This is a genomic window from Sandaracinobacter neustonicus, assembly GCF_006385875.1.
Lineage (GTDB): Bacteria > Pseudomonadota > Alphaproteobacteria > Sphingomonadales > Sphingomonadaceae > Sandaracinobacteroides > Sandaracinobacteroides neustonicus.
This window is the reverse complement of sequence record NZ_VFSU01000024.1, coordinates 267343-290368: the sequence shown is the minus strand read 5'-3', so window position 1 is coordinate 290368 and position 23026 is coordinate 267343. Positions and strand designations below refer to the sequence as shown.

Genomic DNA, 23026 nt, shown 5'->3' with positions numbered 1-23026 from the left:
TCGTATCAGTCGCCCCGCGAGAGGTGCTGCCTTCCAGATAGCCGCGCCCGGTGCCGGAATAGCTTTCGATATCCAGATCCTTGCGGTCCACCTGCGCGTAACTCACGTCGAAGGTGGCGCGCAGCACGTCGTTGCCTGCGCTTACGTTCCAGCCGGCGGAAAACAGGTCTGCGTCGCGGTTCTTGATATCGTTGCGAACCACCGCCTTCACGTTGGAGAAAGTGCCCGAAATGATCGCGCCATCCTCCACCACAGCGTTGGTCAGCGGCACGCCATTGCCCCAGGCCAACGGCAGTTCGATGCCGCGCCGGGTCTGATGATCCTTGAAGCGGGACCAGAAGATGTCCACCGAACTGCTGATCGCCTCGCTCGGCCGCCATTCCAGCGTGCCCGTCAAGGATGTGCGCTCAAGATCGCCGGAAATCGCATGGGATTTCGTGCCGCCGATCACGCTTGCGCCGTTCACCGTCGGATAACCCCAAGCCTCGAACCGCTCCGTCTGCGACGGCGAGCTCATATGCGTGGCGTTCAGCGCGATGCCGATCCTGTTGTCCGCGAACTGGTCGATATAGGTGCCCGAGAAGCGATAGCCCCATTTGCTGGAATCCGGGTTCAACCGGCTGGCGTCCAGCAATTCGGCCCGCGCGCCCAGCGCGATGGTGCGCTTGTCCTTATCCAGCGGGCGCGCGGTGCGCAGGTCCACCGTGCCGGACAGCCCCGCGCCGATCAGATTGGCGGATGGCGTTTTATACACATTGACCTGGCTGATCATTTCCGAGGGGAACTGATCGAAATCCACCCCCCGGTTGTCGTTCGTCGTCACCTGCTCGCGGCCGTTCAGCAGCGTGGTGGAGAAATCCGGCGCAAGGCCGCGGATGGAGAGGTTGCGCGCCCGCCCGCCCTCGCGCTGGGCGGCAAGGCCCGGCAGCCGCGAAATGGATTCCGCGATGGAGGTGTCGGGCAGCTTGCCGATATCCTCGGCGGAAATGCTCTCCACGATCATGTCGGAGCTTTTCTTTTCGGCGATCGCATTGGCGAGGCTGGCGCGATAGCCGGTGACGACGATGTCCTCGTCGGCTGCCGCCGGGGCCTGTTGCGCCATCGCGGCCGAGGCCAGCGCGAGCGTCAATGCACCCGCAGACACCTTCGCGAGCAGCCCCGCCCCCTTCAGCGCATGGCCGGAACCAAGGGCCGCACGCGGCCCGTCACGCATCGCTTCCATGATCGTCTCCCCAGTCCCTCGCAAGTCGGCCCGGCCTGCCCTCCCATGGGCTCGCGGAACCGATCGGCATTTCTTTATTTCGTTTGTGCTGCCATCATCCGCCCGGGACCGGTTCGGTTCAAGAAATGCACATACGTATGCGAAATGCAGCGGGAGGCGGCGTGGCTGAACGGTCACATGCGGGCGGGAAATCGGCGAAAGATGAAGGTATTAGCGCCTCCGTTCGCCCTGATCGCGCGCCCACATCCTTCGATATCGCGCATCTGGCGGGCGTCACGCAGCCCACCGTCAGCCGCGCGCTGTCCGGCTCTCCCATGGTCTCCGAAGCGACCCGCAAGCGGATCGAGGCGATCGCCCGGCAGCTGAACTACAAGGTGGACAAAGCCGCCTCCTCGCTGCGCAAGCGCCGGTCGGATACGCTCGCCCTGCTGTTTTTCGAGGATCCCACGGCGGACGAGTCGCTGATCAATCCCTTCTTCGTGGCGATGCTCGGTTCCATCACCCGCGCCGCCAAGCGCGCCGGCTATGATCTGCTCGTCAGCTTCCAGCAGCTGTCAGACGATTGGCACAAAGATTATGAAGACAGCCACAAGGCCGACGGGCTGATCCTGCTGGGCTATGGCGATTGGGAAATCTACCGCGAGCGGGTGGCTCAGCTGTCGGGGCAGGGAACCCGCTTCGCCCGCTGGGGTTCGGTGGAGGCAGCCGAAGCGCTGCACGGGCTGGGCAGTACCATCGGGTCCGACAATCGCACCGGCGGAGAAATGGCCGCGCGGCACCTGATCGGGCTGGGCCGCAAGTGCATCGCCTTCCTTGGCCACGCCTCCAGCCATTATCCCGAATTCCTCGCCCGCTTCGAAGGCATAGCCTCAGCACTTGCCGCAGCCGGGCTTCCGCCGCCGCTACAGGCAGACGCGATCACCACGGAGGATGCAGGCGCAGCCGCCGTCCACGCCCTGCTGGCATCCGGCCAGCCGTTCGATTCCATCGTCGCCGCCTCTGATCTGATCGCCATCGGCGCGATGCGCGCGCTGGAGGAACTGGGCCTGAACGTGCCCACAGACGTCGCCATCACCGGCTTCGATGATATCCCCGCCGCCGTCAGCACCCGCCCGCCGCTCACCACGGTGGTGCAGGACACCCAGCGCGCCGGGCAGTTGCTGGTCGATTCCGTCCGCGCCCAGCTGGAGGGGTTGCCCGCGCCGGGGGCGATGCTGCCCACAAGGCTTGTTATCCGCCGGTCCTGCGGCAGCGCCTGACGCTGCTTGTTGTCAGGCGGCGCGAATCGCGCCAGCCTCGCGTATACGCATGGGACGCGCCTGCGGGAGAGGCGGGCACCCAACAGGCCCCAAGGGAGGGGATGGGACATGGATATGGCAAGCGCAGCCGGGCGCGTGGAACGCCCCAGATTGAGCTTCTGGGGGCTGTGGAACCTCTCGTTCGGCTTCTTTGGAATTCAGGTGGGCTTTGCGCTGCAAAACGCCAATGTCAGCCGCATTTTCCAGTCGCTCGGCACCTCCATCGACGATCTGGCCTTCCTGTGGATCGCAGGCCCCGTCACCGGCCTTCTGGTGCAGCCGATCATCGGCTATTTCTCGGATCGCACATGGACTCCGCTTGGCCGCCGCCGTCCCTATTTTCTGGCCGGGGCCATCCTCGCCAGCCTTGCGCTGCTGGGCATGCCCAATTCCCACGCGCTGTGGTTCGCCGCCGGGATGCTGTGGATATTGGATGCCTCTTTAAACATCGCCATGGAACCCTTCCGCGCCTTCGTGGGGGATATGGTGTCGGAACGGCAGCGCACGGCGGGCTATGCCTTCCAGACGGTGTTCATCGGCGCGGGCGCGGTTGCCGCCAGCCTTGCGCCCGCCGTGCTGACACAGCTGTTCGGCGTGTCCAACGTCGCGCCTCCGGGCGAAATCCCGCCATCGGTCCGCCTTGCTTTCTACATCGGCGCAGGCGCGCTGCTGGCCTCCGTGCTGTGGACGGTGTTTTCCACCCGCGAATATTCCCCGGAGCAGATGCGCGCCTTCGAAGGCGAGCAGGCCGAGATTTCCCACGACGAGCCGCTGGCGGTGCCGCTGAACGGCTTCTGGTGGGTCACCTTCGGGGCCATCGTGGTGATCTGCGTGTCGCAGTTCGGGCTGGATAAGCCCGTCTACATCCTCGGCGGGGCGCTGCTGGCCTATGGCGGGCTGCAGGAACTCACCCGCCGCCACGCGCTGGCCGGGAAGCGCGGCGGGCCGGTCACGCGAATCGTCTCTGATCTGGTGCAGATGCCGCCCACGATGAAGCGGCTGGCGCTCGTTCAGTTCTTCACATGGATCGCGCTGTTCATCCTGTGGATCTACACCACGCCCATCGTCACCCGCTACATGTTCGGCGCAACAGATACCGCCAGCCGCAGCTATAATGACGGCGCAGACTGGGTCGGCGTGCTGTTTGGCATCTACAATGGCGTCGCGGCGATCTACGCCTTTGCCCTGCCCTCGCTCGCGGCGCGCATCGGCCGGGTGCGCACCCATGTGCTGGGGCTGCTGGCGGGCGCGTTCGGCTTCGGCCTGTTCCTGCTGATCCGTGATCCGCTGTGGCTGATCCTGCCGATGATCCTGATCGGCATTGCGTGGGCTTCGATCCTCACCATGCCCTATGCCATCCTCTCGTCCGCGCTTCCGCAGGCAAAGCTTGGCGTGTTCATGGGTCTTTTCAACATGTTCATCGTTCTTCCTCAGTTGCTGGTTTCATCCGCCATGGGCAGCATCATGGGCCTTGCCTTCCCGAACGAGCCGATCTGGCTGATGGGCATCGCCAGCCTCGTGCTGCTGATCGCAGCCGCTGCCATGCGCGGGCTGGATCACCAGTCGGACAGCCTGCGTTAAGAGGGACAGTTGCGGCACGCGCGCCCCTTGGGTAACAGGGCAGCCTGAATTTGCGCGTCACTCGAAAGAAGGGCCTCTCCGCCGTGGCTTCCGCCCCTTACGCTTCCCCGCTCGCCCCCCGCGAAGCGATGATCGACAGCCAGCTGAAGCCCTGCGGAGTCGTGAACCCGCGCAGCTCGGCCGCCTTCTTCAATGTCGCGCGGGAAGATTTCGTCGCCGAAGGCCGTCGCGGCCTCGCTTATGTCGATGCGCCGCAGCCTCTGGGCAATGGCCGCGAACTGCTCTCCCCGCTCAGCCTTGGGCTAATGGTGGAAGAAGCGCATGTGAAACAGGGCGAGCATGCCCTCGTCGTCGGCGCGGCCACCGGCTATTCCGCCGCCATCCTTGCACAGTTGGGTGCCAGCGTGATCGCGCTGGAAAGCGATGCGGGGCTCGCCGCCCGCGCTGCCACCCTGCTCTCCGCCTATTCCGGCGTGCGTGTCGTCGAAGGCCCGCTGGACGCGGGCGCGCCCGACGGCGGCAATTTCGACCTGATCCTGATCGACGGGGGGATCGAAATCCTCCCCGAAAGCCTGATCGCCCAGCTGGCCGAGGGGGGCCGGATGGTTGCGATCGTTCATGGCAGCGATGGCGTCAGCCGCGCGGCAAAGGGCGTGAAACGGGCCGGAATCCTCCGGCTTGAGCCCTTCGCCGAAGCGGCGGCCGCCCTTCTGCCGCCCTTCCGGAAGGCCCCGTCCTTCCGCTTCTGAAAGCCCCCTCAATGCGCAGACATTTCCTGACCGCTGTTCTGCTGGCTTCCGTGGCCGCGCCCGTTTCGGCGGAATCGCTGAACGAAGCCATCGCCCTTGCCTATTCCAACAACCCGGCGGTCGCCGCCGCCCGGGCGCGGGTGCGGCAGGCCGATGAAGGCGTGCCCATCGCAGCCTCCGGCGCGCGCCCCACGCTCGGTCTGTCCGGCAGCTTCAACCAGAGCCTGTCAGACAGTTTCGCCGATCTCGGCCAGATCTGGACCGGCGGGCTGACCCTGAATCAGGCCATCTGGGAAGGCGGCCGCGTGCGCGCAGGCGTGTCCGGCGCGCAGGCCCGCATCGTCGCCAGCCGCCTGAGCCTCGCCGCGCAGGAACAGGCGCTGATCACCGACACGGTGACGGCCTATGCCGATGTGTTGCGCACACAGGAAATCGTGAAGCTGAACCAGAATCAGGTTCGCGTGCTGGAACAGGAATTGCGCGCCTCGCGTGATCGCTTCGAAGTGGGCGACGTCACCCGCACGGATGTCGCGCAATCCGAAGCGCGGCTGGCGGCGTCTCAGGCCAATCTGATCGCCGCGCGCGGCAACGCCGTCTATGCCCGGCAGGCCTATCAGCGCCTTGTCGGCCGCGCGCCGGGCCAGCTGGAGCCGCTGCCGCCGCTGCCGCCGCTGCCCGAAAGCGAAGCACAGGCGCAAAGCCGCGCCGCAGACCTGAACCCCTCGCTTGGCGCGGCAAAGGCCAGCGAAAAGGCCGCGGGCGAAGATGTGCGCGCCGCCAAGGCGGGCCGCCTGCCCTCCGTGGGGGTGCAGGCGTCCGCCAATTACACCGAATATAGCAACAACCGCATCGGCAGCTCCGGCTTCGATCCGCGTATCGGCATCACCGCGGGCATGCCGCTGTTTTCCGGCGGGCTGATCGCCGCGCAGGTGCGGCAGGCGCAGGCGCGGCAAAGCGAGGCGATGGAGAATATCAGCCTCGCCGAGCGGCAGGTGACAGAAGGCGTCGCCAACAGCTGGGCGCTGCTGGAAACCGCCGAAGCCACCATTCAGGCCGCAAAATCGCAGACCAGCGCCAACACGCTGGCAGCCGAAGGCGTGCGGCAGGAAAATATGGTCGGCAGCCGCGACATATTGGACGTGCTGAACGCCGAACAGGAATTGCTGAACAGCCGGGTGCAACTGGTTCAGGCAGAGCGGGACCGTTATGTCGCCGCCTACCAGCTGCTGGAATCGGTGGGTGCCGCCGATATTGCACTGGAAGGCGCGGGCGTCGCGCGTTACGATCCTGTCACCAACGCAGAGCGTGTTCGGGGCAAGGGCTGGAGCGAGTTCGGTTACGATCCCGATCCGGCGACGGATCGCGCGCGCAACACGGCCCCTCTGATGGGGCCGCAGCAATAGCCGGGGCAGAATGACGCGCAAGACACTGGATCCCAACCTCGCCTCGATTCTCGATTCGATCCGCGCGACCGTGGGTGGCGAAGCGCCGCCTGCATCCGCCGAGCCTGAGATCGAGGAAGAGGAGGAGGTTGCGGAGCCGGAAGCCCCGGTGCCCGCCCCCCGCGCCAAGGCGACGCGCAAGGCGGCCGCCCCCGCTCCTGCGGCTGCGCTTCCACAATCCGGCGGCCGCACGGTGGAGGATTTCCTCGCCGAGCTGATCCGCCCGCAGGTGGACGCGTGGCTGAAGGCCAATCTCCCGGAGCTGATCCAGAAGATGGCAGCAGACGAAATCGCCCGGCTGACCGGCCGCAAATGAGCCCACAGGTCACCACCGTCCTGCTGCTGACGGTGTCCAACCTGTTCATGAACATCGCCTGGTATGGGCATCTGAAATATAAGGCCGCGCCGCTGGCGCTGGTGATCTTCGTGGCGTGGGGCATCGCCCTGTTCGAATATTCGCTGCAAGTGCCCGCCAACCGCATCGGCCATCAGGTGTTTTCCGCGCCGCAGCTGAAGGGCATTCAGGAAACGCTGTCCATCCTCACCTTCTTCGCCGTTTCCACCCTTTGGCTGGGCGAAGGCATCAGCCCGCGCCAGCTGGCGGGCTTCGCGCTGATGATCGTGGCGGCCGTGCTGATCGTGGGCGACTAGCGGAAGCGCCATTCAGCCGCTAATCCCGCGCCCATGCTTGAGAAGACCTTCACCCCCTCTGCCATCGAAGCCAAATGGTATGCCCATTGGGAAGAACAGGGCCTGTTCCGCCCTGCCCGCCCGGACGCGGAGCCGTTCAGCATCGTGCTGCCGCCGCCCAACGTGACGGGCACGCTGCATATCGGCCATGCGCTGGACCAGACGTTGCAGGATGTGCTGATCCGCTGGCAGCGGCTGAAGGGCAAGGATGCGCGCTGGGTAGTCGGCACCGATCATGCGGGCATCGCTACGCAGATGGTGGTGGAACGCACCATCGCTTCGCAGGGTCTCAGCCGCAAGGAACTGGGCCGCGAAGCGTTCCTGAAGCATGTGTGGGAATGGAAGGAGCAATCCGGCGGCGCCATCACCCGGCAGATGCGCCGTCTGGGCGCCAGCGCGGACTGGTCCAACGAACGCTTCACCATGGATGACGGATTCAACAAGGCCGTGGTGGAGGTGTTCGTGCGCCTGCACGAAGCGGGCCTGATCTACCGCGACAAGCGGCTGGTGAACTGGGACCCGAAGTTCCAGACAGCCATTTCCGATCTCGAAGTCGAAACCCGCGAAATGCAGGGCCATTTCTGGCACCTGCGCTATCCGCTGGCCGATGGGTCCGGCCATCTGGTGGTGGCCACCACCCGCCCCGAAACCATGCTGGGCGATACGGCCGTCGCGGTGAACCCGTCTGACGAACGCTATGCGCATCTGATCGGCCGGATGATCGCCCACCCGCTGACAGGCCGGGAAATCCCCATCGTCGGCGATGACTGGGCAGACCCGGAACTCGGCTCCGGCTGCGTGAAGATCACCCCGGCGCATGATTTCAACGACTGGCAGGTGTATGAACGCCACAAAGAGATCGGCTGGATCAACATCCTCGATTCTCAGGCGAATATCCTGTCAGACGACAGCATCCCGCAAGCCTATCGCGGACTTGACCGCTTCGAGGCGCGCAAACGCATCGTCGCCGATCTGGACGCACTGGGCCTGCTGGAACGGGTGGAAGACAAGACCATCCAGACCCCGTTCGGCGACCGCTCCGGCGTGGTGATCGAGCCGTGGCTGACGGACCAATGGTATATCGACACCAGCACGCTGGCCGCCAAAGCGCGCGAGGCGGTAACGGACGGCAGCACCAGTTTCGTGCCGAAAGCATGGGAAAAAACCTATTTCAACTGGATGGACAACATCCAGCCATGGTGCATTTCCCGCCAACTCTGGTGGGGCCACCGCATCCCGGCGTGGTTTGGACCAGAAATCGTAGATGGTGAAATTACGCGAGGTAGCTTCCCCTACACAAAGTGCTTTGTTGCGCGTTCAATTGACGAACTTCGCACGAAGGCTGCCGCATATTACGGGACAGATATCGAAGAATGGCCGACCAATAACGATGATTTTGCAAAGGAATATTTGTTCGGCTCTCCTTCCTTTGTGGCGCTTCACAGAGACGAAGACGTCCTAGACACATGGTTCTCCTCCGGCCTCTGGCCCTTCGTCACGCTCGGCTGGCCGGACAATTCCGAGGATCTGAAGCGCTTCTACCCCGGCAGCGTGCTCGTCACAGGCTTTGACATCATCTTCTTCTGGGTCGCCCGGATGATGATGTTCGGCCTTGAGATCATGGACGAAAAGCCGTTCGAAACGGTCTACATCCACGGCCTCGTGCGGGACGCCAAAGGGCAGAAAATGTCCAAGTCCAAGGGCAACACCGTGGACCCTCTGGAGCTGATCGACCGCTATGGCGCAGACGCGCTGCGCTTCACCATGGCCGCCTCGGAAACGCAGGGCCGCGACGTGAAGTTCGACGAAAAGCGGGTGGAAGGCTATCGCAACTTCGCCACCAAGCTGTGGAACGCCGTGCGCTTCGCACAGGCTCAAGGCATCACCGCAGGCGGCGCGGAAACGCCAACCGCCACCCTCCCCGTCAACCGCTGGATTCTGGCGGAAACCGCGCAGGCCGCCGCAGACGCCGAAGCCGCTCTGTCCGCCTTCCGCTACGATCAATATGCGCTCGGCCTCTACCAGTTCGTGTGGAGCCGCTTCTGCGACTGGTATCTGGAACTGATCAAGCCGCTGCTGGCCGAAGGCGGTGCGGCGGCCGATGAAACCAGGGCCGTCGCAGGCTGGGTGATCGACCAGATGCTGATCCTGCTGCACCCGGCAATGCCCTTCCTCACCGAGGAACTGTGGCACGCGCAAGGCGCACGCGCGCAAGACCTGATCGTGGCCGAATGGCCCGCCCTCACCCCCACGCCCGATGCCGCCAGCGCCGAAATCGGCTGGCTGATCGACCTCGTCTCGGCGATCCGTTCGGCGCGCACCGAACTGAACGTGCCGCCCGCCGCCAAACTTGTGCTGCACGCCACCGAAGCAGACGAGGCGCTGAAAGCCCGGCTGCAAGGCCAGCTCCCGGCGCTCGAACGCCTCGCCCGCATCGAAAGCCTGTCGTTCGAAGCCCCGCCCACCGGCGGCTCCGCCCAGATCGTGGTGGAAGGCCGCACCTACGCCCTGCCACTGGAAGGCGTGATCGACCTCACCGCCGAACGCGCCCGCCTGCTGAAAGGGGCCGAACAAGCCGAGAAAGAAGCGTCCGCCCTCAACGGCCGCCTCTCCAACCCCGGCTTCGTCGAACGCGCCAAGCCGGAAGCGATCGAAAAGGCCCGCGAAGATCACGCCGCACGGAGCGCCGAGGCGCAACGGCTGCGCGCGGCGCTGGCGCGGTTGGGGTAATTTGCCCGCGCAGTTGGGCGAAGGAAAACCAAGGGCTCTGCCCTTGGAACCCGGCAGGGGCGTGACGCCCCTGCACCCCCGACGTTTTTTCTTAGCCCCTCCTCCTTTAGGGGAGGGGTTGGGGTGGGGGCCATCCGCTAGGCGCGAGGCTGGGGGTTTGATTGCCTGCGGCGCTTTAGAGCGTGTTCCACCATCCTCTTCACCCGTCACCCCGGACTTGATCCGGGGTGACGGGTGGAGAGGATGGTGGGTTTCTCAGGGGCCTTCGACCCTTCGACAAGCTCAGGACTCAGGCTGAGCGGGTGGGGAGGTTTGGGAAGGTTGGTTGGTTCGCCCCGGCGTCGCTCCCCTCTCTCCAACTCTCTCCCCAACACCGAGAGAGAGTGTCCGTAGCGCCGCAGGCAATCGAATCCGGTCACACAAGCGGCGCTGGAGTTGGACCGCAACGTTAACTTAGAGGGTACAGGGAAATCATTTCCCTGTTGGGTGCAGGGCAAAGCCCTGCCCGCCGGAGGCGACACCTCCACCAGCCTCCCTACCGAAGCCGCTTCACAAACGCATGATTATCCCGCCGTTCCACCACGAAGTTCGGCAGCCGCTCCACCAGTTCCGACAGCCGCGACGCCCCATAGTTGCGCGCGTCGAACGAGGATCGGTTCCCCGCCCGCTGCCCCACTTCGCTCAGCGAGGCAAAGCCGCGTTCATCGCGCTTGGAGGCTTTCCACGCATCAGTCAGCAGGTCGATCACATCCGCGTCCACAAGCTTGGGCGCGTCCGGCACGGGTTGCTCGTCGCTGGGCAGCCGCGTCACGTCGATGAAACGACTGCAGGCCTGCCGAAAACTCAGCGGCGTTTTATCCGTGCCAAAGCCATAGATCGGCAGCCCATTCTCACGCAGCCGCCGCACCAGCGGCGCGAAATCGCTGTCGGACGACATGATCCCGAAGCCGTCCACCCGCCCGGAATAGAGAAGGTCCATCGCGTCGATCACCATCCGCATGTCGGTGGCGTTCTTGCCCTTGGTCACGTCGAACTGCTGCTGCGGGTCGATGGAATAGCGGTCTGCAAGGCCGGACCAGCCAGACAGCGCCGATTTGCTCCAATTGCCGTAGGCTCGGCGGATGTTCACCGCGCCAAGCTCGGCCAGCACCGTCAGCACCGAATCGAGTGCCGCCGGAGAGGCATTGTCCGCATCGATCAGCAGCGCAATGTTCGCAGTTCCATTCGCCATGTCTAACTCCTTGCCCCGCAGTGCCGCTATTCGCCGGGGTTGGGAAGGCTCGTCAGGAAGCTGTGCAGCGCCTCGATCTCCGCATCGCTCATGTGCGACAGCCGCCAGCGCGCCACGCCGGACATCATCGGCAGTTCCTGCCCCCCCAGATTCTTGCCCGTCTTCACGAATGTCCGGAACGCCGCCAGATCATAGGCCTTCGCCACCACCGGCAATGACGGCGCATCGCCGCCGATCATGCCGTTCAGATCAAAGCCATGACATTCCGCGCAGGCTACCCGCGCGAAATAAGGGCCGAATGCCGGATCTTCCGGCTTGGGTGCCACAACTGGCACCGGCTCGGGCCGCCACACATCGGGGATCAGCAGCAACTGCCCCACCGCCACCCCCAGCCGCTTCACCGGCATCCGCGTGGCGGATTGATCGTCGGGCACTTCCGGCAAGGATGCCAGCCAGCCATGAATGTCGCGAATCTGGTCGTCCGCCATCACGGAGAGAAAATCGCTCGGCATGTTCCATGTCAGCGCCGTGCCATCAGGGCGGATTCCGTGCCGCACCGCGAAGGCGAAACCGGCGGCGTCATACGCCTTCGCCGCCCGGCGGATATTGGGCGTCTGGATGCCATAGAAGTCTGTCCCGGTCAGTTCCTTGCCATGGCAGGATGTGCAGCCGAGAACCTGTGCCAACCGCTCCCCTTCGGCCAGATTCGCCTTGCCTGCCACTCGCAGCGCAGGCGGGTCAGCCGGGAATTTGCGCGACAGTTGCTCCTCCGAAATGGACCATAAGGTCGCAAACGCCACCAGCACCGCGGCCAACGCCACGGCCCCGGCAATCAGCGTCCACCGCAACACTCGCCGGGGTAGCCCCGCCTGTTCTGCCTCCGCCATCCCGCCCCCTTCCCTTTTTCCCCGCCTCAGCGCATAGGCTCGCGCCCATGAAAGCCCGAGTCACAGTCTCACTCAAGCCCGGAGTCCTCGATCCTCAGGGCCGCGCCATCCAGCACGCCCTCGAAGGCCTCGGCTTTCCGGATGTCGCCGAAGTCCGTGTCGGCAAGGTGATCGAGCTGGACGTCGCAGACGGTACCACGGAAGATCAGGTGGCGGATATGGCCCGCAAGCTGCTCGCCAACACCGTGATCGAGAATTTCAAGGTGGAACTGGCGTGAAAACAGCCGTCGTCGTCTTCCCCGGCTCCAACTGCGACCGCGATCTCGCCGTCGCGCTGGAACTCATCACCGGCGTGAAGCCCGCCATGCTCTGGCACGACGACACGGAACTGCCCGCTGGCCTCGAACTGATCGCCTTGCCCGGCGGTTTCAGCCATGGCGATTATCTGCGCTCCGGCGCGATTGCCGCCCGCGCGCCCATCATGCGCGAAGTGATCGAAGCGGCAGGCAAGGGCACCCCCGTGCTCGGCATCTGCAACGGCTTTCAGGTGCTCACCGAAGCCGGGCTGCTGCCGGGCGCGCTGATGCGCAACGCCGGCCTCGATTTCGTCTGCCGCGATGTTGCCCTCGAAGTCGTCACCACGGAAACGCCCTTCACAAAGGGTTATCAACCGGGCGAAACCATTCGCATCCCGGTCGCCCACCACGACGGCAATTTTCAGGCCGATGCAGACACGCTGGACCGCCTCGAACAACAAGGCCAGGTCGCCTTCCGCTACGCCGAAGAAGTGAACGGCTCCGCCCGCCAGATCGCCGGCATCCTGAACGCCAAGGGCAATGTGCTGGGCATGATGCCCCACCCCGAACGGGTGGTGGAACAGGCCCATGGCAACACCGATGGCCGCAAGCTGTTCGAAGGCCTGCTCAACGTCCTCGCCTAAGCTCAGGACTCATCAACCAGCGCCGGAGAATAGTGATCGCGGCGATGCTGATTGCAGACATGTTCGCGATTTTTGGGGCACTGACGATAGCTTGCGACAAGGGGAATACGGCCCGGTCAGGCGCATCGGTTCCTTTGGCAACCAAATAAATCGCTCATCCTGAGGTCGACGCTCCGCGCACCGAAAGCGACGCGTTGTCCGCGGCCCCTTCGCCATCCTTTGCAGGGGAGCCCACCATTTCCCACGTATTCCATTCCTCGCGGATCTGCCCACCCCTGATCACCGCGAGGTTGATGCCGATCATGGTCATCGCTTCACCGGTCTCGCGGCTGCGCACATGGGCGGTCATGCGGGTCGCAACCTTGTCGCCTTCGACGAACTGGTCCTCGACGATGAAGGAATCCGGTGCATATTCAAAGATCTGGTGGAAATTGAGGATGCTCTGGCGAAACTCGGCCCAGTCCCTGTCTCCGGCCGCAGTGTGTCCGACATAGTCTGCGGCAACAAGCGGTCGGAGCGCATCGACATCCCCGAGCGCATAGAGTTCGATCAGCCGCCGGAACAAATCCTTCCTGGCGCCGGGCGTATCATCGAGATACTCGTCTTGCATAACTCGATCCCTTTAAGTGTGTCGCGGTCGCGTTTATGCGGCGCTCCACCTTCAATTGTATAGAATTTTTAAGAGCCCGTTTGGGAATTGAGCGGCTGAGGGCCTGATCCTCGTTTCAGCTTCGCCTGAACAGCCGTGTCTGTGCCAGCAACGTCAGCACGGTCGGCCAGAACAGCGTATTCAGAATATCCTTCCCATGCCCGCGCCACTGCATCGGCGCGTTGGTGCGGATATTGTCGATCAGATCCCACAACTCCCCCGCCAGCGCCACCAGCAGCACAGCCAACAACGGCCGCCAATCCCCCACGCGCCAGCGCCCCAGCCACGCCGCGCCCAACAGCACACCCATCCCGACATAGACATGAAGCGCGTCTTTCGAGAGGCCCGTCGCCCCCATCAGCCACCACTTCACCTCTTGCAGCGGGTTCACACCTTCGTCCGGAACGGCGTGAAATCGGTGTCCACGTCGAACACGTCCAGCCCCTCGCGCGCCTTCATGAACGCCACCACCTTATAGGTCACCGGCGTCAGCACCGCCTCCCACAACACCTTCATCAGATAATTGGTGGCCATCACCGTCAGCACCAGCTTCGTTTCCCACACCCCCAGAAAGGCCAGCGGATAGAAGATCAGGCTGTCCACCCCCTGCCCCACCACGGTGGAGCCGATGGTGCGCGTCCACAGATATCGCCCTTCAGTCCACACCTTCATCCGCGCCATCACAAAGGCATTGGCGAACTCCCCGGCCCAGAAGGCAAGGATGGAAGCCGCAAAAATCCGCGGGGCCTGCCCCATCACGGCGGCCAGCGCATCCTGCCCCTCCCAGCCCGGCGCGGGTGGAAAGGCCACCACCGTTGCCGCCATCCCGGCCGCGAACACGCTGGCTGCAAACCCCACCCAAACCACCCGCCGGGCGCGGGCGTAACCATAAACCTCCGTCAGAACATCGCCCAGCACATAGCTCAAAGGAAAGAATAAAATCCCCGCCCCGAACACCACGCTGCCGAACAACGGCAGGTCGATACTGGCCACCTTCCCCGCCCCGATCAGGTTGGCGCAGATCAGCAGAACGGCGAACGCCGCCATGCAATAATCATAATAGCGTAGCCGCCGTCCCTCCAGCGCGCGCGCCTCGATCGCCCGGATGCCCTCCGGCTCCTCGACAATCAGCCCTTCCACGCGCTGCTCGCTCATCGCACCCCTTTCGAATCTCCCGAACAGCTTGGCGCAACCCCTTTCGTCGCGCAACTGTTCCTGATATGTTCTACGCTATGCAACCCCTGCGCTGGCTCTATCTCGATCTCAACAGCTATTTCGCCAGCGTCGAACAACAACGCCACCCGCATCTGCGCGGGAAGGCCATCGCCGTCGGCCCGGAACGTATCGACAGCGGCACCATCATCGCCGCCAGCTATGAGGCCAAGGCGTTCGGCATCCACACAGGCATGCGCGTCGGCGAAGCCCGCCGCCTCTGCCCCCACATCATCTTCTGCGGCGGAGATCACAGCCACTACAAAGCCTATCACGACAAGATCATCGAAGAAGTCTGGCGTCACATCCCCGTCACCCATGTCTGCTCGATAGACGAAGTCGCCTGCCGCCTGCTGGACAATGAAAACAGCCCGGAACAGGCCCTCGCGCTCGCCCGCCGCATCAAGGCCGGAATCCGCGCGAACGTCGGCGAATGCCTCACCTCCTCCATCGGCATCGCCCCCTCGCGCCTCGTCGCGAAAATCGCATCAGACATGCAAAAGCCAGACGGCCTCACCCTCATCCGGTCCGCCGATCTTCCCAACGCCCTCCTGTCCCTTTCCCTGCGCGACATCCCCGGAATCGGCGCGAAGATGGAAGCCCGCCTCAACGCCCGAGGCATCCACACGATGGCCCAGCTGCTCGCGCAGGATCCCCACGCCGCCACCGCCAGTTGGGGCTCCGTCGTCGGCACCCGCCTCTGCTATGCGCTGCACGGGAAAGACATGCCCGAACGCCCGCAGCAAAGCCGCTCCATCGGCCACAGTCATGTCATCGCTCCGAACATCCGAACGCTGGAAACCGCCCGCGAAACCGCCCGCCGCCTTCTGCTGAAGGCCGCCAGCCGCCTGCGCCGCGCCGAGTGCGTCACCCGCCACCTCACCCTGCACGCCCGCTTCGAATCCCGCCGCAGCTGGCACAGCACGCTGAAACTCGCCCCCACGGATGACAGTTTCCCCCTGCTCGAAGCCCTCGCCCTGCTCTGGCCCCGGCTGGCCCGCGAAATCGGCGCTGAACGTATCCGCGTCATCGGCGTCACGCTGGACGATATCCGCCCCGCCATCGGCACCCAGCTGAACCTGTTCGATGCCCCCGCCCGCCCCACCCTGCGGATCGCCCACGCGATGGACGCGCTGAACGAGAAATTCGGCCGCAACACCGTCACCCTCGGTTCCGTCGCCAAAGGTCGCGCCAGCCTCATCGGCACCAAGATCGCCTTCGGACGAATCCCGGACGCAGCGGAATTCCACGAATAAAAACATCCTCGGCAACAGCCCGCCGCAAAAGCCCCTGCTCGCTCATCTGCCGTTCACCCGGCGATGCTGCAGATGCGAAAAACCCCCAGGGAGCCTCGCATGCCGCACAGCCTCAAGACCCGCCGATCCCATTTCCAGCGCGACGCCGAAGCCATGCACCGCCTCGGCCGCCGCGATCTCATGGCGCTTCTCGCCACATCGGCCTCGGCCAGCATCCTCGCGGGCTGCAGTTCCGGCAGCAGCGGCACAAGCACGGGCACCACCACAACCACCCCAACGCCGACGCCCACACCAACTCCCACGCCCACGCCAACCCCCACGCCAACCCCGACACCCACCCCCACAGGCACCTGCATCGTCAACAGCAGCGAAACCGAAGGCCCCTATCCGGCAGACGGCCGCAACAGCTCGCCCGGCCTCACCTCCAACGTGCTCACCCAGTCCGGCGTGATCCGCTCGGATATCCGCTCCAGCTTCCTCGGCAGTTCCACGGCCACCGCCACCGGCGTTCCGGTCACACTCACCATCTCGCTTGTGAATGTGAACGGCAGCTGCGCGCCGCTGGAAGGCTATGCGATCTACATCTGGCAGTGTGATCGCAGCGGGCAATATTCGCTCTATAATCTGCCCAACGAAAGCTATCTGCGCGGCGTGCAGGTCACCAACGCGTCGGGACAGGTCAGCTTCACCACCATCGTGCCGGGCTGCTACGAAGGCCGTTATCCGCATATCCATTTCGAGGTTTTCTCCAGCACCGCCACCGCCACCAACGGCGGCTATGCGATCCTCACCTCGCAAATGGCGATCCCCTCGGCGGTCTGCACCGATGTCTACAGCAACGTCAGCGCCTACAGCGGCAATCTGGCCCGCTTCAACCGCACCAGCATCAGCTCAGACGGCATTTTCGGAGACAACAGCGCCGCCCAGATGGAGCAGCAGACCCTGAAAATGTCCGGCGACACCAGCAACGGCTACACCGCCACCGTCCTCGTGGGCGTGGCGCGCTGACCCTCGCCTGCCCCGGATAAAATCCGGGGCAGGCCGAAAGCCGCTCTACCGCTTCGGATCAATTGGAAGCCCCGGCCAATCATGCCATGCTGCCGCCATTCCTCGTATGGAACGGAAGGCGCGCAATGTCCGATCAACCGGCCCTCACCCCGCACGAAACCATCCTCACCGGCCCGTCCGGCCTCAGGCTGTTCACCCGAAGCTGGAAGCCGCCCCACCCACCGCGCGCCATCGTCGCCATCTGTCATGGCGTGAACTCGCACAGCGGCCAGTATCTGTGGGCGGGCGCGGAACTGGCGAAGGCAGGCTTCGCCGTCCACGCCCTCGATCTGCGCGGGCGCGGCAAGTCAGACGGCGAGCGCTTCTATGTGGACAGCATCGACGAGTATGTCGCAGACCTTTCCACCCTCATCGCCCACGCGAAGGCCGAAAACCCCGGCCTGCCGCTCTATCTGCTGGGCCATAGTGCGGGCGGCGTGGTCTCCTGCACCTACACGCTCGATCATCAGGCCGAACTGGCAGGCCTCATCTGCGAAAGCTTCGCCTTCCGCGTCTTCGCCCCCGATCTCGCCCTCACGCTGATGAAGGGCCTCAGCCATGTGATCCCGCATACCGGCGTGCTGAAACTGAAGTTCGACGATTTCTCCCGCGATCCCGCCGCAGTCGCCGCCATGTATGCAGACCCGCTGATCGAGGGAGAGGCGCAACCCGTCGCCACCGTCGCCGCCCTCACCCGGGCCGACGAACGGCTGGAGCGCGACTTCCCCAAAATCACCCTCCCCGTCTTCATCCTGCACGGAACAGCAGACCACACCACCCGCCCGGAGGGCAGCCAGCTGTTCTTCGAAAAGGCAGGCTCAACCGACAAAACCCTGAAACTCTACGAAGGCCATTTCCACGACCTCCTGAACGATCTCGGCAAGGAACAGGTGGTGGCAGACATCATCGGCTGGATAAACACGCGTCATGCTGGCCGATGAATTCCCGGACATGGACATGATGGGGCCGCAAAGCCGGGGCGGCACTCCGGAGGTCGCCCGTTGCATACATGCGGTGTTCGGCCAATCTGGCCACGGAAAGGGCTATTGCGGCATTTGCCTAACTACCTGATCACGCACACTTATCGGTGCGTCTTCAGATAAGTGGACTGTGCCATCATCTCCCGGCAGCACATGGTCCCAAAAGAATCTGATAGCGAGAAGGGGCGGCACCTTTCGGCACCACCCCTTTCGTTATGGAATTTTCGGCACCTGCCTGTCAGGCGGAAACGGTTGCGTTGCCTCCGCGGCGGCGCATAGCTGCGCCAACCAATCCGAAACCCGCAATCATCATCGCCCAGGTCGCCGGTTCGGGCACGACGTCCCCAGTGTCTCCACCCGTCTGATACAGCACCCAGCCCGAACTGCCGTTGGTGGCGAACGGGATGGTGGTGGTGCCGGCGCCTGCATCGAATTTGTAGAATGCAGTCACATTACCCAGAACGCTACCGCCTCCGAAGTGGATTCCGAAGATGGTGATGCCGGTCATCAGCGGTGCGGGCGGCGAGGTGACGTCAGCGCCGTTCAAGCTATCGATCTTGAAAAAGCTGTTGAAATCGAAGTCCGTGGTGTCGAAGTCCAGCGCTTGCAGCGCGTCCTTTTGCGAATCCACACCGTTGGTGCTGTTATTCAGAATATTCTTATCATAGCCGCCTGAGCAGGCGATGTAAGTGAACGGAGCCTCGAACACCCCTGCCGTGTCGCAATTGCCGTAATTGGTTGCAACCGCCGCCGTTGCGCCGGACGCAGAGAACAAGGTTCCACAGGCAAGTGCGCCTGCCATCAAGATATGTTTCATGGCTCCAACCCTCAAAGCCGGACCGATGACCCCCTTATCCAGACGATCATGGCCGGTGTTGCCAGCCACACGGATGCACCCCTTCATGAATCACATGTAGCTATCGTGAATTCTATCACCGTATGTGGAGTGGAAATAGTCGAAAAATGGTTAATATTGGGTTCTTCCGGGTCCAGTTGGAGTAGAAATCGGAGTTTATAAAGAGTGTATTGACTATATGTTTGATAATGAGTTGCAGATTCGCATTTTTGACACTTGAGACGGACCTGGTGATCGTTAATTTAATTGCAATTTATTATCAAATGCACCCTTCTCGCGAAATCCTGGCTCTCGGCAGGACATCAGGTGTGAGGCAGAGTTGAGGCCGCGCAAGCTCGAATGCCTATTTCGCGTCTGCCCGCCGACTGACCAGTCGGCGTTTCCGAACATTTCCGCATAGCCGTCAGGCCACCTCCTGAAGCCGGGCTTCTCCCGCGCGCAGGAAGCAGGCCCTTGTGAAGAGGCTGGTGTCGATCGGATTCGGCAAGCGGATATCGGCCCGCTCCGGGAAGCGCCTCCCGGATGAATCGAAGACCCGATCGATCTGTGACAGCATGACCAGTATCGACCCCGTCGCCTCTGCGAATTCCCGCAGCGCCGCGACCTGCACGGAAAGGTCCGCATTGCGCCGGCGCTGATCCAGCAACTGCAGATAGTCGATGACTGCCACTGCCCGGTCGGCCTTTGGACCGATCCGTTCAATCATATGCTGCGCACAGATCGCATCGGACGTGTCCAGAATCAGTTTCCCGCCGATCAGTCCCGGGGCAAACCCGAGCAGTCGCAGCCGGTCACGCACGATGCTCTCACTGTCCTCAAGCGTGAAGAAATAGGCCGGCCGGCCCGCGCTGGCCGCTTCCGCCGCAAGCGAAAGGCCCATCAGTGTCTTGCCATTGCCGGGCCTTCCACCCAGCAACATTAGATCACCCGGTCGCAACTGCTGCAGCAAAGCAGCCGATGGCCGATCAACGGCAAGCGATGCCGACAGATGGCCCCAACTCCGAAAACCCTCGTCGTGCGCCATCCGGTCGAGTGCGGCGTGCAACGGCGTGCCCGTCGCGCGAGCCTGCTGCCTTGCCTGACGCTTCAGCCGAAAAACCGGAGTGGTCAACTTCATCGGAAACCTCCTCATTTCAAGCGATTCGCGCAATCCCACCGCATGCGCAGGCTCGAACAAAGTGGTCCGAAATCCGCCAAAGGCCCTGCATGTTGGATGCTTCCCATCGGTGGGAGGAGGCACGGGCCATGCCTTGCCTCAGCAATAGCAAGATGCTCTCTCGTCAACAAGCCGCCCCGGTGCGCCCAACCGATCTACCCTTCGCTCTGATCCCCCATCGCCGCCATCCGCGCATCCACCTCCGCGTAAGCAACATCTTCCACATGTGTCGCCAGCGTCCAGCAATGGCCGAACGGGTCGAGGATCTGCACACTGCGGTCTCCCCATGGCTTGTTTTCCAGCGGGTAAAGCTCTTTCGCGCCCTCCGTCACCGCCTGATGAAAGGCGAGATCGACATCCGGCACATACACCAGCATCCGCACCGTGGTGCCGCCCCGGCTTCCCGGCCCCAGCATTCCCATGTCCGGAAATTCATCCGCCAGCATGAAGTGCCCGCCGCCGATGGCCAGCTCGGCGTGTCCCACCTTGCCGTTCCACGCCATCCGGTATTTCAGCTCGGCCCCCAGCGCCCGCACATACCAGCCGATGGCGGCGTCGGCATCGCTCACTGTCAGATAGGGCGTCACCCCCACATAGCCCTCCGGCGGATTCTGCACGGTCATCCCACTTCTCCCTCGCATGAGAACATAACTGGAACATTATTCGCACGCAACCCACCGGATGACTCTTTCCCCAAGCTCCGCTAGAGCGCCGGGCATGACCGCGATCACCCCCGAAATCGTCGCCGAACACGGCCTGCAGCCCGATGAATATGCCCGTATCCTGAAGGCCATCGGCCGGGAGCCGAACCTGCTGGAACTGGGCATCTTTTCCGTGATGTGGTCGGAGCATTGCTCGTACAAATCCTCGCGAATCCACCTCGCGAAGCTGCCCACCAAGGCGCCGTGGGTCATTCAGGGTCCGGGCGAAAACGCCGGTGTGATCGACATCGGTGATGGCGATGCCGCCATCTTCAAGATGGAAAGCCACAACCACCCAAGCTTCATCGAACCCTATCAGGGCGCGGCAACGGGCGTTGGCGGCATCATGCGCGACGTGTTTACCATGGGCGCGCGGCCGGTCGCCAACCTGAATTCGCTCAGCTTCGGCGCAGCCACCCACCCGAAAACCAAACAACTGCTGCGCGGCGTGGTCGCCGGCATCGGCGGCTATGGCAATTGCACCGGCGTGCCTACGGTGGGCGGCGAAGTGCGCTTCCACCCCAGCTACAATGGCAACATCCTTGTGAACGCCATGTGCGTCGGCCTCGCCCGCACAGACAAGATTTTCTATTCCGCCGCCGCGGGCATCGGCAACCCGGTCGTCTATGTCGGCTCAAAAACCGGGCGGGACGGCATCCACGGCGCGACCATGGCCTCCGCCGAGTTCGACGAGGATTCCGAATCGAAGCGCCCCACCGTGCAGGTGGGCGATCCGTTCATGGAAAAGCTGCTGATCGAAGCCTGCCTTGAACTGATGGCGACAGACGCCATCGTCGCCATTCAGGACATGGGCGCGGCGGGCCTCACCTCCTCCAGTGTCGAAATGGCCTCCAAGGGCGGCGTCGGCATCAAGCTCATCATGGACAATGTCCCCACCCGCGAAGAGGGGATGACGCCCTATGAAATGATGCTGTCGGAATCGCAGGAACGCATGCTGATGATCCTAAAGCCCGGCGCTGAGCCGCAGGCGGAGGCGATCTTCCGCAAATGGGCGCTGGATTTCGCAGTGATCGGCCATGTCACCGATACCGGGCGGCTTCAGCTGGAATGGCAGGGCGAAATGGTCTGCGACCTCCCGCTCGACCCGATCGGCGAAGATGCGCCGAAATATGACCGCCCATGGGCCCCCACCCCGCCCCGCGCACCACTGGGCGAGGTGGCAGACAGCGCCGATCTGATGGGTGATCTGGTGAAGCTGCTCGGCTCGGCCGACCTCGCCTCACGCCGCTGGGTGTGGGAACAATATGATCATATGGTCGGCGCAGACACGGTGCAGCGCCCCGGCGGCGACGCCGCGCTGGTGCGCGTGCACGGCACCAAAAAGGCGCTGGCGATCAGCACGGATGTGACGCCCCGTTACGTGTTCGCCGATCCGCTGGAGGGCGGAAAGCAGGCCATCGCCGAAACCTGGCGCAACATCACGGCGGTGGGCGCAACGCCGCTTGCCGTCACCGATTGCATGAACTTCGCAGCCCCGACCCGGCCGGAAATCATGGGCCAGTTCGTCGGCGCGATCGAGGGCATGGCACAGGCCTGCCGCGCGCTGGATTACCCCGTCGTGTCCGGCAATGTCAGCCTCTACAACGAAACCGAAGGGCAAGGCATCCTGCCCACGCCGGGCATCGGCGGCGTCGGCCTGATCGCCGATTGGGAACGCTCGGCCACGCTCGCCCTCAAGGCGGCAGGCGAGGAAATCTGGCTGGTCGGCGCGTCGGCAGGCCATCTGGGCCAATCCATCTGGCTGCGCGAAATCCGTGGGCTGGAAGACGGCCCGCCGCCGCCGGTCGATCTCACCGCCGAACGCGCGGCGGGCGATTGGGTGCGCGCCCTCATCCTGAACGGCACGCTGACGGCGGTGCATGACACCGCCGATGGCGGCCTGCTCGTCGCGCTCGCGGAAATGGCGATGGCGGGCGGCATCGGCGCCAGCGTGACGCCCAAGGGCAGCCACTTCGCGGCATGGGCCTATGGCGAGGATCAGGGCCGCTACATCATCACCGTGAAGCCGGGCACCACGCTCCCGCCCTGCCCCGTCCCGCTCAGCCGTATCGGCAGCACCGGCGGCACGGCGCTGAAGGTGGAGGGCATCGGCGCGCAGGATATCGGCGCGCTGAGAAAGGCGCACGAAATTTTCCTCCCAGACATGATGGCGCGCTGAGCCAGCGCTAACGGAAAGGCGATGAACCGGCATCGCCTGCCTGCTCTCTCTCCGCTCAGGCTGAGCCTGTCGAAGCCCCAGACGTCAAAGCACAACGGCCGAGCCGGGTGGTAGCTGCTCCACGGGCTTCGACAAGCTCAGCCTGAGCGGAGAGAGAGGAGCGGCGGCAAAAGCCGAAAGGCCGACGCGCTTGCAAAGAATCTGATCGCCAAAGGAAAAG

22 protein-coding genes are annotated in these 23026 nt (G+C 63.9%); 13 read left to right on the top strand and 9 right to left on the bottom strand.

Features of this window, described 5'->3' with window-relative positions; translation table 11 throughout:
- On the bottom strand, positions 1-1222 hold a 1222-nt coding region (locus FJQ54_RS10105), incomplete at its 3' end, for a TonB-dependent receptor plug domain-containing protein (protein WP_181160088.1).
- A 209-nt stretch (positions 1223-1431) separates the two neighbouring features.
- Here FJQ54_RS10105 and FJQ54_RS10100 point away from each other — a divergent pair.
- The 7 genes from FJQ54_RS10100 to FJQ54_RS10070 all read left to right on the top strand — a co-directional run bounded on the left by FJQ54_RS10100 (position 1432) and on the right by FJQ54_RS10070 (position 9712).
- Entirely contained in the window at positions 1432-2481 is a 1050-nt protein-coding gene (locus FJQ54_RS10100; protein ID WP_235890396.1) for a LacI family DNA-binding transcriptional regulator, read from the top strand.
- Between the two features lie 108 nt (positions 2482-2589).
- Positions 2590-4101 (top strand): MFS transporter, encoded by a 1512-nt coding sequence (locus FJQ54_RS10095; RefSeq protein WP_235890394.1) that lies wholly within the window; start codon positions 2590-2592, stop codon positions 4099-4101.
- A gap of 50 nt (positions 4102-4151) precedes the next feature.
- Complete coding sequence (locus FJQ54_RS10090; protein WP_235890393.1) at positions 4152-4850, top strand: protein-L-isoaspartate O-methyltransferase family protein; 699 nt, start codon at positions 4152-4154, stop codon at positions 4848-4850.
- Between the two features lie 11 nt (positions 4851-4861).
- Complete coding sequence (locus FJQ54_RS10085; RefSeq protein WP_140928283.1) at positions 4862-6253, top strand: TolC family outer membrane protein; 1392 nt, start codon at positions 4862-4864, stop codon at positions 6251-6253.
- A gap of 10 nt (positions 6254-6263) precedes the next feature.
- On the top strand, positions 6264-6608 hold the full coding sequence (locus FJQ54_RS10080) for a DUF2497 domain-containing protein (protein ID WP_140928282.1): 345 nt from the start codon (positions 6264-6266) through the stop codon (positions 6606-6608).
- Positions 6605-6943 carry a DMT family protein gene (locus FJQ54_RS10075; protein WP_140928281.1) on the top strand — a complete coding sequence of 113 codons (339 nt, stop codon included), beginning with the start codon at positions 6605-6607 and terminating at the stop codon, positions 6941-6943. The genes FJQ54_RS10080 and FJQ54_RS10075 overlap by 4 nt, the downstream gene beginning before the upstream one ends.
- Positions 6944-6976: 33 nt before the next feature.
- Positions 6977-9712 carry a valine--tRNA ligase gene (locus FJQ54_RS10070; protein WP_140928280.1) on the top strand — a complete coding sequence of 912 codons (2736 nt, stop codon included), beginning with the start codon at positions 6977-6979 and terminating at the stop codon, positions 9710-9712.
- Positions 9713-10247: 535 nt separating this feature from the next.
- Here the strand turns inward: FJQ54_RS10070 and FJQ54_RS10065 are convergent.
- Both FJQ54_RS10065 and FJQ54_RS10060 read right to left on the bottom strand, forming a co-directional pair.
- Positions 10248-10943, bottom strand: coding sequence for an NYN domain-containing protein (locus FJQ54_RS10065; protein WP_140928279.1), 696 nt, complete (start codon positions 10941-10943; stop codon positions 10248-10250).
- 26 nt (positions 10944-10969) lie between these two features.
- Complete coding sequence (locus FJQ54_RS10060) at positions 10970-11830, bottom strand: c-type cytochrome (RefSeq protein WP_140928278.1); 861 nt, start codon at positions 11828-11830, stop codon at positions 10970-10972.
- Between the two features lie 47 nt (positions 11831-11877).
- On the opposite strand from FJQ54_RS10060, the gene purS reads away from it, so the two are divergent.
- Both purS and purQ read left to right on the top strand, forming a co-directional pair.
- Complete coding sequence (purS, locus tag FJQ54_RS10055) at positions 11878-12108, top strand: phosphoribosylformylglycinamidine synthase subunit PurS (RefSeq protein WP_140928277.1); 231 nt, start codon at positions 11878-11880, stop codon at positions 12106-12108.
- A complete protein-coding gene (purQ, locus tag FJQ54_RS10050) occupies positions 12105-12770 on the top strand; it encodes a phosphoribosylformylglycinamidine synthase subunit PurQ (protein WP_140928276.1) in 666 nt (221 codons plus the stop codon). The genes purS and purQ overlap by 4 nt, the downstream gene beginning before the upstream one ends.
- A gap of 154 nt (positions 12771-12924) precedes the next feature.
- Here the strand turns inward: purQ and FJQ54_RS10045 are convergent, their stop codons facing one another.
- The 3 genes from FJQ54_RS10045 to FJQ54_RS10035 all read right to left on the bottom strand — a co-directional run bounded on the left by FJQ54_RS10045 (position 12925) and on the right by FJQ54_RS10035 (position 14574).
- Positions 12925-13380 carry an ester cyclase gene (locus FJQ54_RS10045; protein ID WP_140928275.1) on the bottom strand — a complete coding sequence of 152 codons (456 nt, stop codon included), beginning with the start codon at positions 13378-13380 and terminating at the stop codon, positions 12925-12927.
- A gap of 115 nt (positions 13381-13495) precedes the next feature.
- Positions 13496-13810 (bottom strand): hypothetical protein, encoded by a 315-nt coding sequence (locus FJQ54_RS10040; RefSeq protein WP_207790400.1) that lies wholly within the window; start codon positions 13808-13810, stop codon positions 13496-13498.
- Positions 13807-14574 carry a queuosine precursor transporter gene (locus tag FJQ54_RS10035; RefSeq protein WP_140928274.1) on the bottom strand — a complete coding sequence of 256 codons (768 nt, stop codon included), beginning with the start codon at positions 14572-14574 and terminating at the stop codon, positions 13807-13809. Before FJQ54_RS10035 ends, FJQ54_RS10040 begins: the two co-directional genes overlap by 4 nt.
- A 77-nt stretch (positions 14575-14651) precedes the next feature.
- Here FJQ54_RS10035 and FJQ54_RS10030 point away from each other — a divergent pair, with 77 nt between their 5' ends.
- The 3 genes from FJQ54_RS10030 to FJQ54_RS10020 all read left to right on the top strand — a co-directional run bounded on the left by FJQ54_RS10030 (position 14652) and on the right by FJQ54_RS10020 (position 17875).
- Positions 14652-15887: a DNA polymerase Y family protein gene (locus FJQ54_RS10030; RefSeq protein ID WP_235890392.1), complete on the top strand. Its 1236-nt coding sequence runs from the start codon at positions 14652-14654 to the stop codon at positions 15885-15887.
- 99 nt (positions 15888-15986) lie between these two features.
- On the top strand, positions 15987-16895 hold the full coding sequence (locus tag FJQ54_RS10025) for a dioxygenase family protein (protein ID WP_235890391.1): 909 nt from the start codon (positions 15987-15989) through the stop codon (positions 16893-16895).
- A 125-nt stretch (positions 16896-17020) separates the two neighbouring features.
- Positions 17021-17875: an alpha/beta hydrolase gene (locus FJQ54_RS10020; protein WP_140928272.1), complete on the top strand. Its 855-nt coding sequence runs from the start codon at positions 17021-17023 to the stop codon at positions 17873-17875.
- Positions 17876-18152: 277 nt separating this feature from the next.
- Here the strand turns inward: FJQ54_RS10020 and FJQ54_RS17800 are convergent, their stop codons facing one another.
- From FJQ54_RS17800 to FJQ54_RS10005, 3 genes are all read right to left on the bottom strand, one after another.
- Positions 18153-18800: a PEPxxWA-CTERM sorting domain-containing protein gene (locus tag FJQ54_RS17800; protein WP_235890390.1), complete on the bottom strand. Its 648-nt coding sequence runs from the start codon at positions 18798-18800 to the stop codon at positions 18153-18155.
- 373 nt (positions 18801-19173) lie between these two features.
- Positions 19174-19887: a DNA helicase gene (locus FJQ54_RS10010; RefSeq protein ID WP_140928271.1), complete on the bottom strand. Its 714-nt coding sequence runs from the start codon at positions 19885-19887 to the stop codon at positions 19174-19176.
- Positions 19888-20081: 194 nt separating this feature from the next.
- Positions 20082-20549: a VOC family protein gene (locus tag FJQ54_RS10005; protein ID WP_140928270.1), complete on the bottom strand. Its 468-nt coding sequence runs from the start codon at positions 20547-20549 to the stop codon at positions 20082-20084.
- Between the two features lie 94 nt (positions 20550-20643).
- On the opposite strand from FJQ54_RS10005, the gene purL reads away from it, so the two are divergent.
- Positions 20644-22806: a phosphoribosylformylglycinamidine synthase subunit PurL gene (gene purL, locus FJQ54_RS10000; protein ID WP_140928269.1), complete on the top strand. Its 2163-nt coding sequence runs from the start codon at positions 20644-20646 to the stop codon at positions 22804-22806.
- The last annotated feature ends 220 nt before the right edge of the window (positions 22807-23026 follow it).